The organism is Arthrobacter sp. efr-133-TYG-120 (genome assembly GCF_030209785.1).
Lineage (GTDB): Bacteria > Actinomycetota > Actinomycetes > Actinomycetales > Micrococcaceae > Arthrobacter.
In genome coordinates, this window is sequence record NZ_JARVRI010000008.1 from 81,588 (window position 1) to 96,181 (window position 14,594).

Below are 14,594 nucleotides of genomic sequence, written 5' to 3' on the forward strand. Positions count from 1 at the left end.
GGCCGTGCCTACCGGACCACGCTGGCTTTTCAGGCCGCCTCCCTTCGAAGGGGGCGTGATGCCTTGCATGAGGCAGCTGAAGCGACCCTTCGCCATGCCCAAAATGTGGCTACGAAACTCCAGCCTGGCTTCTGATGGCCGAGGTCGCTCCTATCGGCGCGGGCGGAACACCCCACCCCCGAGCACCCGAGCCGGATGGCACATTGCGGATACGCGGCGGAGTCGGGGGAATCCATTTCCAATTCGAAGAGCTGCTTGCTGGCGCCGCCGCGCTGGACGCACTGGTGCTCCAACTGCAGGCCATTGAAGTGGAGGCTGAAGCGGTGAGGGTGGCTCTCTTCCCGCACCAGGCCTCGTCCTACGCGAGCGGCAGCAACGCAATCATCGCCGTTGGTGAGAGCGGCCGGGACATTGGACGCGTCCGCGAACAGCTTCAGCGGATCGGCAACGGGGTCAGGGCGAGCCATCGTGAATACGAGTTTGCGGAATCACATGCGGCGATCAGGTTGCGGATGGGATTGGGAATGCCAGGTCCTGCGACTGGTCCTGCTCCCCTCGACGTTGGCTTGAGGGGCGCCACCGAAGGAGCCGTGCGGGACCTGACCCGGATATTGGAGCTGCTGGTGGGGATACCGCCGGCCGCGGCCAACCTTGCAGGGGCAATCGTCGGGCCCACTGATGTCGGTGCAGTCCTGAGAGCGATCGTCGCGATTCCCGCATTGGCTTTCCTCAAGCCACGTCCCATTACGGTCAGCCGGGGAGAGGCAACCACCAAGAGCGTGGACCTGTCGGCAGCAGGAATGCTCAGGGAACTGGATCACGTCGGCGCCACGTCGGAGGGCGAAATTGAAGTGATGCAGGTAGATAAGGGCGGCGAACAGGCGTGGGTGGTGCTGATTCCGGGCACCCAGCCAGGCAACCCGCCGGGAGGGGGAAATCCATTGGACGAGGCCGGGATTGCCGAAGCGCTGGGTTACAACTCGATGGAAACCAGCAAGGCCATCCGTCAGGCGTTGCTCGAGGCTGGCGCCGCGGCCGGCGAAACGGTGGTGGCAGTCGGCCACAGCCAAGGCGGAATCCACGCCATGAACCTGAGCAAGGACAAAGCGTTCCTCGCCGAGTATGACCTCAAGTTTGTGGTGACAGCTGGATCGCCCGTCGGCGGGATTACCCCGCAGGCCGGCATCGGGAGCCTGCACTTGGAGCACGAACAGGATTGGGTACCCGGCGCGGAAGGCAAAGCGAATCCGGACACCAAGGACAGAGTCACGGTCACCATGACCAGTCCGGTGATCCTGGAACCCGGTGAGGACCTAGGCATTGGGCCGGCACACAAGCTCTCACGCTATGAGGAAGGGGCGAAGCTGGTGCAGCTCAGTTCCGATCCTTCACTGGCCGCTTCCACTGCCGCTCTGGGCGGGATACTGGGCGCCGGAGGAGTGGCCAAGGTGAGCCGGTTCAAGCTGAACCGCGAAGCGCCCCCGGCCCCTCGGGGAGGGCGGTGAGGAAAGCCGAGGAACATGCTGGCTTAAGGCCACTTAAGGCCACTTACGGCCTCTCACGGCCTGTTACCGCCTACCGCCTGGAATCCAGCTGGCCACCATGGAGATCAGGCTGATGATGATCGCCGCGAGAACTGCGGTCCAGAAGAAACGGTCGATGGTGAGGTGTACCGGCGTGTAGCTACTGAGCCAGGCTGTCAGGGACAGCATGGCCGCGTTGATGACAATCGTGAACAAGCCGAGGGTGAGGATCGTGATCGGAAGGGAGAGTAGCTTGACCAGAGGCCGCACGAAGGCGTTGACGATGCCAAAAATGAGCCCTATGAAGAGATAGGCAAGAACCACGCCCAAAGTGTCGCCCCCTTGAGTGACCCCCGCGTTGCTTACCGCATTGGTAGTTGCCGACGTGGAAATATCCATCCCAGGCAAAATCCAACTGGCAACCCAGAGGGCCAGTCCGTTGATCAGGACACGCACAATGAATGAACCCATACGCCCATGCTTTCACATGCGCCGGTTTCACACGCGATCGTTTTCACATGCGCCGGTTTTCATGTGCACAGGCCAAGGGGCTTCGAGCATGGCCCGAAGCCCTGCAAGTAGGCTGGTGCCATGAATTCTTCTGACAACGCACCGGAGGGCGTGCGTCCCCGCCCGGTGGTGGACAGGCTCCCCAAATATGCCGCAGGCAAGCCGCCCGCCGCGATTGAGGGCCTGACCAGTTACAAACTGTCGTCCAATGAAAACCCGCTACCCCCGATCCCCGCCGTACTCGAGGCGATCGCTGATCAGTCGGACATCAACCGGTATCCGGACCCGCTGTCCACCAAGCTGCGCACGGCGCTCGCTGACTTCCTGGGAATTCCCGCTGACGACGTCGTCACCGGAGCCGGAAGCCTCGGGGCCCTCAACCAAATCTTGTCCACCTTTGCCGGACAGAACCACGACGGCAAGTCTGATGAGGTCATCTACGCCTGGCGTTCCTTCGAGGCCTACCCCATTTCCGTAGGACTGGCCGGTGGGGAGAGCGTCCAGATCCCGTTGCTTTCCGATGGGCGTCACGATCTCGAGGCCATGGCGGCCGCCGTGACCGTCCGCACCAAGGTGATCTTGCTTTGCACGCCGAACAATCCCACGGGTCCCATCCTCACGGCCGAGGAAACTGAACGGTTCATCCAGTCGGTTCCGGCGGGCGTCGTCGTGGTCATCGATGAGGCCTACCAGGAGTTCGTCAGGGACGAGAACGCCGTGGACGGCATCAAGTTGTACCGCAAGTACCCTAACGTCGTGGTCCTCCGTACCTTTTCCAAGGCTCACGGCCTTGCCGGGCTGCGCGTTGGATACAGCGTCTCCGGTCCGGATCTCACCCAGCACCTGCGCGTCGCTGCCACCCCATTTGCTGTCTCGCAGATTGCGGAACGCGCCGCCATTACTTCGTTGGAGAATTTCGACCAAGTTGTTGAAAGGGTACAAAGCCTGGTGGACGAGCGGGACCGGGTTACCGCGGGACTTCGCGAGCTCGGATGGTTCGTGCCCGAGGCCCAAGGCAACTTCGTATGGCTGAATCTTGGCGAGAATAGCGCCGAATTTGCCGGACTGGCAGGCGAGCGGGCGTTGTCCGTGCGGGCCTTCGGCAACGAAGGTGTCCGGGTCAGCATTGGAGAGGTCGAGGCCAATACTCGATTCCTGGAACTCTGTGCGTCCTATACAAAAGCGCCGCTGCCTTCCTAGCGGTTAACAAATGCCCCTGCGTCCCTTACTGCGGATAAAGTAAGGGACGAAAGCCAAGATATGCCGATTCCGGAATGCATTCCGGAATCGGCATATATCAGCGAATATTGCTCAGCATCGGCTGTGGCAGGCAAGGAGACGGAATGGGCGCAACTCAATTGCCCACCCCCGGGATCAACGGAACGGGACTGGATCAGCAGTCTCCTGCGGGAGGCGCTTCGAGCGATCCCGCGGCCGACATGATCCAGCTGCTGGGGCCGGACGGCAAGCTAGGGACAGATCCAGTCTTCTCGGACTACGCCAAGCGCCTTGATCCTGAGCAACTCCGGGGCTTCTATGCCGACATGGCCAAGGTCCGCCGCTTCGACCAGGAGGCCACTGCACTCCAGCGCCAAGGCGAGCTGGCACTTTGGGTTCCCCTCACCGGCCAGGAGGCCGCCCAGATCGGTTCCGGGCGGGCTACCCAACGGCAGGACTATATCTTCCCCACGTACCGGGAACACGGCGTCGCATTGACCCGCGATGTGGACCTGGCGGAACTCCTCAAGTTGTTCCGCGGAATTTCGAATGGTGGCTGGGATCCCACCGAGAACAACTTCCATCTCTATACCCTCGTCCTTGCGGCCCAGACGCTGCACTCCGTCGGTTACGCCATGGGAATCCAGCGCGACCAGAAGCTTGCGGAAGCCAATGGTTCCAACGACCCGAAGGCTGCTGTGGTGGCCTACTTCGGCGACGGTGCCAGCTCCGAAGGCGACGTCCACGAATCCATGGTCTTCGCGGCTTCCTACAATGCTCCCGTGGTGTTCTTCTGCCAGAACAACCACTGGGCCATCTCCGTCCCTACCGAGGTCCAGACCAAGGTTCCGCTGTTCAACCGGGCCAAGGGATACGGCTTCCCGGGCATCCGCGTTGACGGCAACGATGTCATCGCAGTCCATGCGGTCACCGAGTGGGCGCTTGAGCACGCACGGGAAGGCCGCGGCCCGGTGCTCATTGAGGCATACACGTATCGCGTTGGTGCCCACACGACGGCGGACGACCCCACCAAGTACCGCGAATCCGCCGAGGAGATTTCATGGCGGGGCAAGGATCCCTTGGATCGTCTTGAGAAGTACCTCCGCAACGAGGGCCTCGCCGACGAAGCTTTCTTTGAGCAAGTCAGGGTCGACGGCGACAAGCTCGCCGCTCACGTCCGCAGCACCACGCAAGGCCTGCAGGGTCCCAACTTCCGCGAGTCATTCGCGGGTGTCTATGCCGAGCCGCACCCCTTGGTGGCCGAGGAACTTGCTTGGTTCGAGGAATACTCCGCCGGATTCGAAGGCAACGAGGAAGAGGGGGCAGGCAACTGATGACCACTATGACCATTGCCAAGGCCATCAACGAAGGCCTGCGTGCCTCGCTCACCAATAACCCGAAGTCCTTGCTCATGGGCGAAGACATCGGCCCGCTGGGCGGCGTCTATCGCGTGACCGACGGACTCATCAGGGAGTTCGGCGCAGACCGGGTGGTGGATACCCCACTGGCTGAGTCCGGCATCGTCGGCACGGCTATTGGCCTCGCCTTGCGCGGCTACCGTCCCATCTGCGAAATCCAGTTCGACGGTTTTGTGTTCCCCGGGTTCAACCAGATCACCACTCAATTGGCCAAGATGCACTCCCGCAGCGGCGGCAAGTTGACTGTCCCCGTAGTCATCCGCATTCCTTACGGTGGCGGCATCGGCTCGATCGAACATCACTCGGAATCACCGGAAGCACTGTTCGCCCACACCGCCGGCTTGCGCATCATCACCCCGTCCAACGCCCACGACGCCTACTGGATGATCCAGCAGGCCGTTGACTGCACGGACCCGGTCATCTTCTTCGAGCCCAAGCGCCGCTACTGGCTCAAGGGCGAGGTGGATACCGAGAACGCCGGATTGGCTTCGGACCCCTTCCAGGCGCACGTCCTGCGCGAAGGTTCCGACGCCACCATCGTGGCGTACGGGCCGCTGGTACCGGTCGCGCTGGCCGCAGCAGCGGCCGCGGAAGAGGACGGGCACAGCATCGAAGTGATCGACCTGCGCTCGATTTCCCCCATCGACTTCGACACCGTCACGGCTTCCGTCAAGAAGACCGGCCGCTTGATCGTTGCCCACGAGGCACCGACGTTCGGAGGGATCGGCGGCGAGATCGCTGCGCGGATCAGTGAGCGTGCTTTCCTGCACCTGGAGGCTCCGGTCATCCGCGTGGGCGGTTTCCACATGCCATATCCCGTGGCGAAGGTGGAAGAGGACTACTTGCCGGACATCGACAAGATCCTCGAAGCCCTGGACCGTTCCCTGGCCTACTAGCCGCCCCTGATTGCACCCGCCGCCACGCGGACGGGCCAGCCGAGATCGAGGACCTAAGTGACTGTTAAGAAATTCAACCTGCCGGATGTCGGCGAAGGCCTGACCGAGGCGGAAATCGTCTCCTGGAAGGTCAAGCCCGGCGATACCGTGGCCATCAACGACGTCATCTGCGAGATCGAGACCGCCAAGTCCCTCGTGGAATTGCCGTCCCCGTATGCCGGCACCGTGGCGGAATTGCTCGTTGCCGAAGGCATCACGGTTGAAGTAGGGACCGCGATTATCGGAATTTCGGACAATGCGCCGGGTGACACCGCGCCCGCGTCAGCGCCCGGTGCGCCGCTCGCCGAGCAGCCTGCGGCTCCGACCGCCGCCGCGACGCCCGCCGCCGCGCCTGCAGCGGAACAGGTCTTCGAAGCCTCGATGTACGGCAAGTTGCCCGACGACGCCGGAACGTCCGACGGCGGTCCGGCCGGCGGCCCGCTGGTTGGCTCCGGTCCCAAGGCCGACGCGGTCAAGCGCCGCCCGCGCAAGCGCCCGGAAGGTGCTGCTTCGGTACCCGCCGCCGCGCCGAGCGCGGTACCCGCCGCCGTCGAGACCGCCGTCGAGCGAGTGGCAGAGCCCAGCGCTCCGGCCCTGCCGCCCGTTGCCGCACAACAGCCCGCAACCGCAAGCCAGACATCCGCAAGCCAGACATCCGCAAACCAGGCGCCGGGTCTCACCGGCATCGGTGCAACGGTCAGTGGCCTCGTCAACCGGGTGCTGGCCAAGCCGCCCGTGCGCAAGATCGCCCGTGAACTTGGGATTGACCTGGCCGACGTCGTTCCCACCGGAGCCCGCGGCGAAGTGACCCGCGAGGACTTGGTCAGCTACCAGTCGCAGCGCGATGCCGAGGTGGACCAAGCAGACACGTTCTGGGGTGCGTCCAAGAAACCGCAGGATCAGCGAGTGGAACGGATCCCGGTCAAGGGCGTCCGCAAGGCCACGGCCAAGGCCATGGTGGAGTCGGCCTTCACGGCGCCGCACGTGAGTATCTTCGTTGACGTGGATGCCAGCCGCACCATGGAATTCGTCAAGCGGCTCAAGGCCTCCAGGGACTTTGAGGGAATCAAAGTATCGCCGCTGCTGATCCTCTCGAAGGCTGTGATTTGGGCCGCGGCGCGCAATCCGAGCGTTAACGCGACCTGGGTGGAGAACGCCGATGGCAACGGAAACGCGGAGATCCACGTCAAGCACTACATGAACCTGGGCATTGCCGCGGCGACGCCGCGAGGGCTTATGGTTCCGAACATCAAGGATGCCCAGGATCTTTCCCTCAAGGAACTGGCCCTCGCCCTCAATGAGCTTGCCAGCACGGCACGCGCCGGCAAGACCCAGCCGTCGCAGATGCAGGGCGGCTCGCTGACCATCACGAACATCGGCGCCCTGGGCATCGACACCGGAACGCCTATTATCAACCCCGGTGAGGTGGCAATCGTCGCGTTCGGCACCATCAAGCAAAAGCCGTGGGTGCTCGACGGCGAGGTCATCCCCCGCTGGATCACAACGCTTGGCGGTTCGTTCGACCACCGCGTGGTGGACGGCGACCTCTCTGCCCGTTTCATGGCCGACGTAGCATCCATCCTCGAAGAACCTGCCCTGCTGCTTGACTGAGCATCGCGGCATCAAGGACGGGCGGCGCGGCGTTAGGGGAGAGCGGCACCGCGTTGCCAGGGTCCTGACGGAAGTCTTCCAGCCGCCCGCCGTCGTATCCGTCCTGCTGCTCATGAGCCCTGCGGTGGAACCAGGCTTCCCGGGCACGATATGGTTCGGTGTCCTGGCGGCGCTCTTTGTCTGCGTGCTGCCGCTGGCCTACGTCCTGCTCATGGTGCGGCTCGGCAAACTCAGCGACCACCACGTCAGTGATCGCAAGGAGCGGGCGCCGTTGCTGATGCTTGCGCTCGTGTCCGTGGTCGTGGGGCTGGTGGTCCTCAATCTCATCCACGCCCCGACGAGCGTCTCAGCGATGATCCTTGCACTGATTGGCGGCATCACGGTGTTGGCCGCAGTCAGCCTCGTGTGGAAAATCAGCGGCCATGCCTCGGCAATTTCCGCGGGCTAGTAGGACGTGTAGCTGAGCGCGAGGTCGCGCAGTTGCTGATCGCTCATGCTGCCGATCATTCCGAATGACAGCACCATCGCCAGGGCTCCGACGGCGAGCATCGCGGAAGCAACCACAAGCAACAATTTCCAGTCGGAGCGAAGGATGCTGCGGAAGGTCTCCGGCATCTGGAGCAACGGGGAGATCATGTTCGGGGCGCTGTCTACCGAGCCGTCGTCGAGAAGTGCCACGATGCGGTCATTCGCCCGGTCGAAGCGCATGGAACTGATGTGGTTGCCATGGCGGGCGAGCAGAATGTCGTGTCCGACGCGTTGGCGCGGCTGCAGAGTAAGCAAAAGGGATCCCCTACGGGTTGATGTGATGGGCGGCTCGCGCCCTTGGGGGCCACTTCAATTTTATCGGCGGCATCCTAGCCGCACGGCCAAAATCGGGGTGAGACCGCCCACCACAACGCGTGATCCCCGTCAAAGTCCAGGGGTCGGCGTGTTCCCTACGGTTCGTCCGTCTTGGCAATGTAGACGTCGCACGGCGCGTTGTGCGCCACCGTGTTCGCAACGCTGCCGAGAACCCTTGCCAGTCCCTGCATACGGCGGTTGCCGACCACGATCACTTGGGCACCCACTCGTTCGGCTTCCTTGACCAAGGCCTCTCCGGCTTTGCCGAAGACGGCCCCGTAGCTGGTGGTCAATTGCTCGGAGGCGAGTTCTGCGGCGACTTTGCTGGCGACCTTCTCCGCGGCGTCGGCGTCGGAGAGAATCCACTTGTCCCCTCCGCTTTCGACGACCTCCACGTGGGCGCCTTCAAAAGCGGTGATGACGCGGAGTTCCGCGCCCAGTGCGGTCGCCAAATTCTTTGCCGAATCGGCGGCCCTTCTCGCTGTTACGCTGCCGTCGACTCCGACGAGGACTATTCCGCTCATATATCTGCTCCTTTGCTGATGACATCAATGGCTTCTTGCAAAACCGGCGCCAATCGGCGGACACCTTCGGCGATGGACTCCGGTGGCACTGCGCTGAAAGCCAACCTCAGTTTGTTGGATGGTTCGTCCGAGTGCGTGAACGCCGCGCCGGGGATGAACACGACCCCCGCCGCGATTGCCCTCTTGAGCAGCGGATACGTGTCGACGCCGTCGGGCAAAGTGACCCAGACGAAGAAGCCGCCCTCGGGCCTGGTCCACCTGAGCCCGGAAGGCATGTGCTCTTCCAGCGCCACCAGCAGGGCATTGCAGCGTTCCTCGTAAAGAGCCCGGTAGGTGTCAATCTGCCCGCGCCAGTCGTAGTCCCGAAGATATGCGGAGATGATCATCTGGTTCAGGGTGGGAGGGCATAGGGTCACGGCTTCCGAAGCCAGGTAGAAGCGCCGCTGCAAGTGCTCGGGTACAAGGGCCCACCCGATGCGCAGTCCCGGGGCAAAGATCTTGGAGAACGAGCCCATGTAGATGACGTCGTGCTCATTCGCGGCACGCATTGGTTCCAACGGCTTGCCGTCGAAGCGCAAAAGACCGTAAGGGTTGTCTTCGAGCACCAGAATATTCGCATTGCGGCATATATCGACAATGCGCTGACGCCTCGCCGGAGCAAGCGTGATGCCGGAGGGGTTGTTGAAGTTGGGGATCGTGTAGAGGAACTTGATGGTCTTGCCCTCGGCCTGAAGCTCAGCGATCTTGGCTTCGAGGAGCTCCGGAACCAAGCCGTCGTCGTCCATGTCCACGGTCTCAACCTGGACCTGGTAGGCCTCGAAGGTGTTCAGGGCACCCACGTAGGTGGGGTTTTCCACGAGGACGACGTCGCCAGGATTGCAGAAGACTTTCGTGGCGACATCCTGGGCCGACTGGGAACCGGCGGTGATCACCACGTTCTCCGGGCGGGCGTCCATGATGCCCTCCGCGGCCATGATCTCGCAGATCTGGGTACGCAGTTCCTCGGTGCCTTGGCCGCCGCCGTACTGCAGTGCCGTCATGCCTTCTTCCGCGATGATGCGGGCCGCGGTCTGGCCGAGCTTCTCGAGGGGCAGGGACTGCAGATAGGGGTTTCCGCCAGCGAGGGACACGAGTCCCGGCCGCATTGAAATGTCGAAGACGTCACGCACAGCGGACTGCTTGATGTTGGCGGCGCGCTCCGAGAAAAGTTCCTCGTGGCGGTGGGCGGCAGTTGCTGCTCGCTCTATTGCGTCGATTGCTTCCGCGGGCAATTCAGGCCCGGCGTCCAATGTTTCGTGGGTCACATGGAAAGGATACTCCCCGGAGTTGCCAATTGGGCAACGGATGTTTCATCCCATTTTTTGGATTCGCGGTGCGAAGCGCTTTACGTCCGGACATAGGAAGGCTGGAATAGAGCAATGACGACGCACCCCGAACTCGAATCCAAGGCCCTCCGCTTCCACGAGCTCCATGCCGTGCCGCATGCGCCGTTGGTGTTGGTTAATGCGTGGGATGCCGCGTCTGCGCGGATGGTCGAGGAAGCGGGCGCGACGGCGGTGGCGACTTCCAGCTCGGCTGTCTCCTGGAGCCTGGGGTACCGGGACGGGGACCACCTTCCGCGGCACCTCGCAATGGAGGCGCTCGCCCGGATAGCGAAGGCCACCCGCTTGCCCGTGACCGCGGATATCGAGACCGGGTACGGACGCGCAGACGAAGAACTCCAGGCCACGGTTCGAGCGGTGCTGGACGCGGGCGCCGTCGGGATCAACATCGAGGACTCGGCGGACCAGCCGTTGAGCGAGATCACTGAACAGTCCAGACGCATCGCGCTGATCAGGCAGACTGCCGAGGACGCGGGCGTCCGGCTGTTCATCAATGCGCGAACGGACACTTATTGGTCTGGAAAGTTCCCGGACACTGCATATGAGGAAACGCTGCGCCGGGCGGATGCCTATCAGCGGGCAGGGGCGGACGGAATATTCGTGCCCGGCTTGGCGGACCTCCATGTCCTGCACGAACTTTCCCGGCGGATCGGCGTACCGCTCAATGCGTTGGCCGGCTTGGGTTCGCCGTCGCCCGGAGAACTGCACGACGTCGGCGTGCGGCGGATCAGCATCGGCGGCAGTACTGCCAGGGCGGCCTACGCGAAGGTCTCCAGGCTGGCCATGGAAGTTCTTGGCGACGGGAACTGGTCGGGCCTCGCCGGAAGCCGGAGCTACGCAGATATGGATGCGCTCTTCGAGTGACTGGCCACCTCAGCGCAGACTCAGGACGTCCGCCAGGGCATTCCCGTCGATGTAGATCGCTGCCTGGGATGCTCCCGTAGCCGCCACCGCGGTTTGCGCCAGCTGAGTCTCGATCCGCGGGTTGTCGCACACGCCTGCAGGGCGAAGTGAACCGCTCAGGTTCACGACGGCGGTGGTGCCGTCGAGGTAGCCGGAAACGTAGCGCAGCGCGGAACCCGAGAGCGCGTTGTACAAACCTGCCCGGGACGCGGTGCCGTCGGGCGCCAGCAACTGCGCCATTGCCCCTGCCAAGCGGTCGCTGCCGGGAGGGGTGGTGACGTGGACGGCCACGAGGCTGTCGTCACAGCCGAACCGCACGCCGCGGCTGCCGCCGTCGCCGATTGCCACGAAATACACGAAAGTCCCAGTCGCTTCTCCGGCGGTCGGGAGGGGCGCGGGAACCGGCGCGGCTACGGGCGCCTGCGGGCTCGCAGCGGTCGGCCGCGGAGCCGCGGGCGGCGGGTTGATATACGGGGGAGGCGCCGGGAGGGGCATGGGAATCGGGCCAGCTACCGGCTCCTGCGTCACCTGGACGGAGCCCGGTGAGGCCGGTTGTGTGGAGAGTGAGCCGCCCGGATCGGTGCCGCCGGGGGAAGCGCAGCCAGCCAGGCAGGGCGCGAGGGATAGGCACAGCGCGGCGACCGCCGTCGTCGTGCATTTCACGCCGCGTCCGACCCGCATGAAAGCCCCCGCGCTTTGCCCTGATCACTCCTGGTGCCTGTAACTCAACGTTACGGCTGGCCGATCGGGTGTGGGCCGCTCCGTCCATGACGGTTCGGCCTCAGCTCAGTCACGGAATGGTAGCGGCGCGGCGACGCGCTTCCGTTCCGAAGCGCGTTCCGGCTAGTCCGTTCCCTTGATCTTCCGCCAACCGCCGGCACGGTTGTTCGCCGCGATCTGCCGCAGCATGGTGATGAGGGGCGCGCGGGGAATCGGCCCGTGCTGGTGGAAGGTGATCATGCGGGCGGTCTTGTTGTCGTGACCCGATGTGATGATGTTGTCCGGGTCGAGAACAATCGCACCGTCGTAGAGGAACAGGTTGACGTGGTCCTTGGCTGCGAGAAACGCGCAAACGTTGCCCTCGAGGACGAAGTAGGGCCGGGTGCGGCGCTTGATCGTTTCGACGATTTCAGGCTCGGCTTCGTGGATGAGATCGCGTAGTTGCTCTCCGATGGCGCGCTGCCAGTCCGGGAGGGCCTCAAGGTAGGCATCGACGTCGGGATGGCGGTTGTAGTCGGCCATGCCGCCATCGTATCGACAAAGAACGCCCCCGCCCACGCCTCAACGGCTGGACGGGGGCGTTCTCGCGGCGAGCGGGGGAACTAGGCTGCGACGTCTTCCTGGACGGCGGTCAACGGCTCGAAGATGCCCTTGATCTGCTCGACAACTTCGGCGTCGTCCTTCGGGTGCAGTTCAGCGAAGCGGATCATGGAGCCGGGAACGGCAAGCTTGACGTCCTCGAGGACCTTGGCGCCGGCGATGCCAGCGGCCTTGCGGGCCTCGTCCTGTGCCCAGACGCCACCAAACTGGCCAAAGGCGGTACCGACGACGGCGGTCGGCTTGCCTGCCAGCGCGCCGGCGCCGAACGGGCGGGACAGCCAGTCGATGGCGTTCTTGAGCGACGCCGGCATGGTGCCGTTGTGCTCCGGTGTGATGAGCAGGATGGCGTCTGCTTCGGCGGCGGCAGCGCGGAGGGCTGCGGCTTCGGCCGGAACCTGGCCTTCGACGTCGATGTCTTCGTTGTAGAACGGGATGTTGCCGAGGGAGCCGTGGATCTGTACTTCGACGTTTTCCGGGGCGTTGAGCTGGATGGCTTCGGCGAGCTTGCGGTTGTGGGAATCGGCGCGGAGGCTGCCAACAAGGGCGAGAACGGTGTTCTTGGACATGGGAACTCCTTGGGTCTGGCCGCGGACGGTGCCGCAGGCGCTCGGTTTTGGAGGCTTTTGCTGCCTTCGTAGATTCTAAACGGACTGCGGTCCGCTTAATATTCCCAAGGCTAGAATGTTTCTGTGAGCCTCATCCCCATCCGGCCCGGTTCGCCTTTCGGGACGCCGCCGGAGCGCAGCGACGCCGCGCGTAACCGCGAACGGCTCCTTCAAGCTGCCAGGGATCTCGTGGCCGAACACGGAGTGGACGCCGTCACGATGGACATGCTCGCGTGCCGGGCCGACGTCGGGAAGGGAACGGTCTTCCGCCGTTTCGGCAGCAGGGCCGGACTCATGATGACCCTCCTGAGCGATGCCGAGGCGGAATTCCAGCGCGAGTTCATCTTCGGTCCGCCGCCGCTAGGCCCCGGAGCGCCCCCACTTGAACGGCTCATTGCCTTCGGCGAAGCGCGCATCAAATATGTCGAAGAATACGGCGAGCTGGCCCGTGCTGCGGCGGAGCATTCCCCGCAAAACCGGCACGACGCCCCGCCGGTCGTGTTGTGGCACCGGCACATCGAGATGCTGCTGCGGGAAGCGGGCCTGGACCGCGATCCATGGCTGCTAGCTCTTTCCCTCGGCGCCACGCTGGATCCCGAGCGCATGCTCCATTCCCTCCGCGCCCATGGAGTCGCCCCGGAGCGCCTGGCTGCGTCGTGGCGAGAGCTCGTTACGCGCCTGCTGAAAGACTGCTGACATAACCTTCGCCGGGCCACCTTCGCCCGGTAGCGTAGCGGCATGACCCACACACCGATCCGCACCGCCGTCGTCGGCTATGGCCTTTCCGGCAGCGTCTTCCACGCGCCGTTCATCGCAGCCAATCCGGCGTATTCCCTCGACGTCATCGTTACTTCGGACGCGGGCCGTAAGGCCAAAGCGCAGGAACGGTATCCCGGCACGAGGGTCGTGGACAGTCCGGAAGACGTCTTGGCGCTTGCCGGTGACCTCGACCTCGTGGTGCTCGGCACGCCGCCTGCGACCCATCACCCGCTCACGAAAGCCGCGCTGGTAGCCGGGCTCGACGTCGTCGTCGACAAGCCGTTCGCGGTGACCAGCGCGCAGGGGCAGGAGCTGATCGAGTTGGCCGCGAAGCTGGGCCGTGTGCTCACCGTCTACCAAAACCGCCGCTGGGACGGCGACGCCCTCACCGTGAAGAAGCTGCTCGACGCCGGGACGCTGGGCGACGTGATGCGCTGCGAGGCGTCAATGGAACGGTGGGCGCCCGAAATCAGCAAGGCGTGGAAGGCCGGCGCCACGGCCGACGACGGCGGTGGGCTGCTCTTCGACCTGGGAACCCACCTGCTTGACCTTGCCCTCCAGATGTTCGGTCCCGCCGAAGTCATCCATGCCGAAATCCTTGCCCGAAGGCCCCGGGAGAAAGCCGACGACGACGTCTTCCTGGTCCTTCAACACGCTTCCGGAGTGCTCAGCCACGTCGCCATGAACGTCAACAGCCAGCTTCACGCACCGCGCTTCCGCATCCTGGGGAGCAAGGGTGGATTCGTGAAGTTCGGAATCGACCCCCAGGAACCGTTCATCGTGGCGGGCGGCCGGCCCACCGATGGCGCCTACGGCGTCGACGATCCGCACCACTACGGCACCCTGGAAATCGACGGCGTGCGGACCACGGTACCCACCGAGCGCGGCGCCTACCAGGAGTTCTACCGGATCCTTGCGGAGAAGATCGCCGACGGCGGTGCCGCCTCCGCTTTGCCGCTCCCCGTGGATCCGGCCGGGCCAGTCGAGGTACTCAAGCTGATTGAGCAGGCCCGGACACTCGCCTGAAAGTTTTTTGGATAAGG

General features: G+C 64.0%; 16 protein-coding genes. 9 read left to right on the top strand and 7 right to left on the bottom strand.

The features are described from left to right. The first annotated feature begins 134 nt into the window (after positions 1–134). Entirely contained in the window at positions 135–1,505 is a 1,371-nt protein-coding gene (locus tag QRN51_RS05435) for a hypothetical protein (protein WP_284988945.1), read from the top strand. Positions 1,506–1,568: 63 nt separating this feature from the next. Here QRN51_RS05435 and QRN51_RS05440 read toward each other — a convergent pair whose 3' ends face one another. After that, positions 1,569–1,994 carry a phage holin family protein gene (locus tag QRN51_RS05440; protein WP_059388735.1) on the bottom strand — a complete coding sequence of 142 codons (426 nt, stop codon included), beginning with the start codon at positions 1,992–1,994 and terminating at the stop codon, positions 1,569–1,571. A gap of 120 nt (positions 1,995–2,114) precedes the next feature. On the opposite strand from QRN51_RS05440, the gene QRN51_RS05445 reads away from it, so the two are divergent. The 5 genes from QRN51_RS05445 to QRN51_RS05465 all read left to right on the top strand — a co-directional run bounded on the left by QRN51_RS05445 (position 2,115) and on the right by QRN51_RS05465 (position 7,663). Further along, positions 2,115–3,233, top strand: coding sequence for a histidinol-phosphate transaminase (locus QRN51_RS05445; protein WP_284988947.1), 1,119 nt, complete (start codon positions 2,115–2,117; stop codon positions 3,231–3,233). Between the two features lie 143 nt (positions 3,234–3,376). Further along, complete coding sequence (gene pdhA / locus QRN51_RS05450) at positions 3,377–4,585, top strand: pyruvate dehydrogenase (acetyl-transferring) E1 component subunit alpha (protein WP_059388733.1); 1,209 nt, start codon at positions 3,377–3,379, stop codon at positions 4,583–4,585. Beyond that, positions 4,585–5,565, top strand: coding sequence for an alpha-ketoacid dehydrogenase subunit beta (locus QRN51_RS05455; protein WP_284988948.1), 981 nt, complete (start codon positions 4,585–4,587; stop codon positions 5,563–5,565). Before pdhA ends, QRN51_RS05455 begins: the two co-directional genes overlap by 1 nt. A 57-nt stretch (positions 5,566–5,622) precedes the next feature. Further along, positions 5,623–7,215: a dihydrolipoamide acetyltransferase family protein gene (locus QRN51_RS05460; RefSeq protein ID WP_284988949.1), complete on the top strand. Its 1,593-nt coding sequence runs from the start codon at positions 5,623–5,625 to the stop codon at positions 7,213–7,215. Further along, a complete protein-coding gene (locus QRN51_RS05465) occupies positions 7,208–7,663 on the top strand; it encodes a hypothetical protein (protein ID WP_350224959.1) in 456 nt (151 codons plus the stop codon). Before QRN51_RS05460 ends, QRN51_RS05465 begins: the two co-directional genes overlap by 8 nt. Here QRN51_RS05465 and QRN51_RS05470 read toward each other — a convergent pair. The 3 genes from QRN51_RS05470 to QRN51_RS05480 form a co-directional block, all read right to left on the bottom strand. Next, on the bottom strand, positions 7,660–7,998 hold the full coding sequence (locus QRN51_RS05470; RefSeq protein WP_113990649.1) for a hypothetical protein: 339 nt from the start codon (positions 7,996–7,998) through the stop codon (positions 7,660–7,662). The genes QRN51_RS05465 and QRN51_RS05470 overlap by 4 nt on opposite strands. Positions 7,999–8,153: 155 nt before the next feature. After that, entirely contained in the window at positions 8,154–8,582 is a 429-nt protein-coding gene (locus QRN51_RS05475) for a universal stress protein (protein WP_059388730.1), read from the bottom strand. After that, on the bottom strand, positions 8,579–9,886 hold the full coding sequence (locus QRN51_RS05480) for an aminotransferase-like domain-containing protein (RefSeq protein WP_284988950.1): 1,308 nt from the start codon (positions 9,884–9,886) through the stop codon (positions 8,579–8,581). The genes QRN51_RS05475 and QRN51_RS05480 overlap by 4 nt, the downstream gene beginning before the upstream one ends. Positions 9,887–10,000: 114 nt before the next feature. Here QRN51_RS05480 and QRN51_RS05485 point away from each other — a divergent pair, with 114 nt between their 5' ends. Beyond that, positions 10,001–10,828 carry an isocitrate lyase/PEP mutase family protein gene (locus tag QRN51_RS05485; protein WP_284988951.1) on the top strand — a complete coding sequence of 276 codons (828 nt, stop codon included), beginning with the start codon at positions 10,001–10,003 and terminating at the stop codon, positions 10,826–10,828. Positions 10,829–10,837: 9 nt separating this feature from the next. On the opposite strand, the gene QRN51_RS05490 is transcribed toward QRN51_RS05485, so the two are convergent. The 3 genes from QRN51_RS05490 to QRN51_RS05500 all read right to left on the bottom strand — a co-directional run bounded on the left by QRN51_RS05490 (position 10,838) and on the right by QRN51_RS05500 (position 12,753). Then, positions 10,838–11,548 carry a GerMN domain-containing protein gene (locus QRN51_RS05490; protein ID WP_284988952.1) on the bottom strand — a complete coding sequence of 237 codons (711 nt, stop codon included), beginning with the start codon at positions 11,546–11,548 and terminating at the stop codon, positions 10,838–10,840. Positions 11,549–11,710: 162 nt separating this feature from the next. After that, positions 11,711–12,109, bottom strand: coding sequence for a DUF1801 domain-containing protein (locus QRN51_RS05495; protein WP_284988953.1), 399 nt, complete (start codon positions 12,107–12,109; stop codon positions 11,711–11,713). 80 nt (positions 12,110–12,189) lie between these two features. Next, positions 12,190–12,753 (bottom strand): NAD(P)H-dependent oxidoreductase, encoded by a 564-nt coding sequence (locus tag QRN51_RS05500; RefSeq protein ID WP_284988954.1) that lies wholly within the window; start codon positions 12,751–12,753, stop codon positions 12,190–12,192. A 123-nt stretch (positions 12,754–12,876) separates the two neighbouring features. Here QRN51_RS05500 and QRN51_RS05505 point away from each other — a divergent pair, with 123 nt between their 5' ends. Beyond that, positions 12,877–13,488, top strand: coding sequence for a TetR/AcrR family transcriptional regulator (locus tag QRN51_RS05505; RefSeq protein WP_284988955.1), 612 nt, complete (start codon positions 12,877–12,879; stop codon positions 13,486–13,488). Between the two features lie 42 nt (positions 13,489–13,530). Then, positions 13,531–14,577 (top strand): Gfo/Idh/MocA family protein, encoded by a 1,047-nt coding sequence (locus tag QRN51_RS05510; RefSeq protein ID WP_284988956.1) that lies wholly within the window; start codon positions 13,531–13,533, stop codon positions 14,575–14,577. Positions 14,578–14,594 lie beyond the last annotated feature (17 nt).

Bases quoted from the DNA above. Each gene is read 5' to 3' on its own strand.
- QRN51_RS05490 (WP_284988952.1), bottom strand. From the start codon at position 11,548: ATGCGGGTCGGACGCGGCGTGAAATGCACGACGACGGCGGTCGCCGCG.
- QRN51_RS05440 (WP_059388735.1), bottom strand. From the start codon at position 1,994: ATGGGTTCATTCATTGTGCGTGTCCTGATCAACGGACTGGCCCTCTGG.
- QRN51_RS05500 (WP_284988954.1), bottom strand. From the start codon at position 12,753: ATGTCCAAGAACACCGTTCTCGCCCTTGTTGGCAGCCTCCGCGCCGAT.
- pdhA (WP_059388733.1), top strand. From the start codon at position 3,377: ATGGGCGCAACTCAATTGCCCACCCCCGGGATCAACGGAACGGGACTG.
- QRN51_RS05495 (WP_284988953.1), bottom strand. From the start codon at position 12,109: ATGGCCGACTACAACCGCCATCCCGACGTCGATGCCTACCTTGAGGCC.
- QRN51_RS05435 (WP_284988945.1), top strand. From the start codon at position 135: ATGGCCGAGGTCGCTCCTATCGGCGCGGGCGGAACACCCCACCCCCGA.
- QRN51_RS05510 (WP_284988956.1), top strand. From the start codon at position 13,531: ATGACCCACACACCGATCCGCACCGCCGTCGTCGGCTATGGCCTTTCC.
- QRN51_RS05455 (WP_284988948.1), top strand. From the start codon at position 4,585: ATGACCACTATGACCATTGCCAAGGCCATCAACGAAGGCCTGCGTGCC.
- QRN51_RS05445 (WP_284988947.1), top strand. From the start codon at position 2,115: ATGAATTCTTCTGACAACGCACCGGAGGGCGTGCGTCCCCGCCCGGTG.
- QRN51_RS05485 (WP_284988951.1), top strand. From the start codon at position 10,001: ATGACGACGCACCCCGAACTCGAATCCAAGGCCCTCCGCTTCCACGAG.
- QRN51_RS05475 (WP_059388730.1), bottom strand. From the start codon at position 8,582: ATGAGCGGAATAGTCCTCGTCGGAGTCGACGGCAGCGTAACAGCGAGA.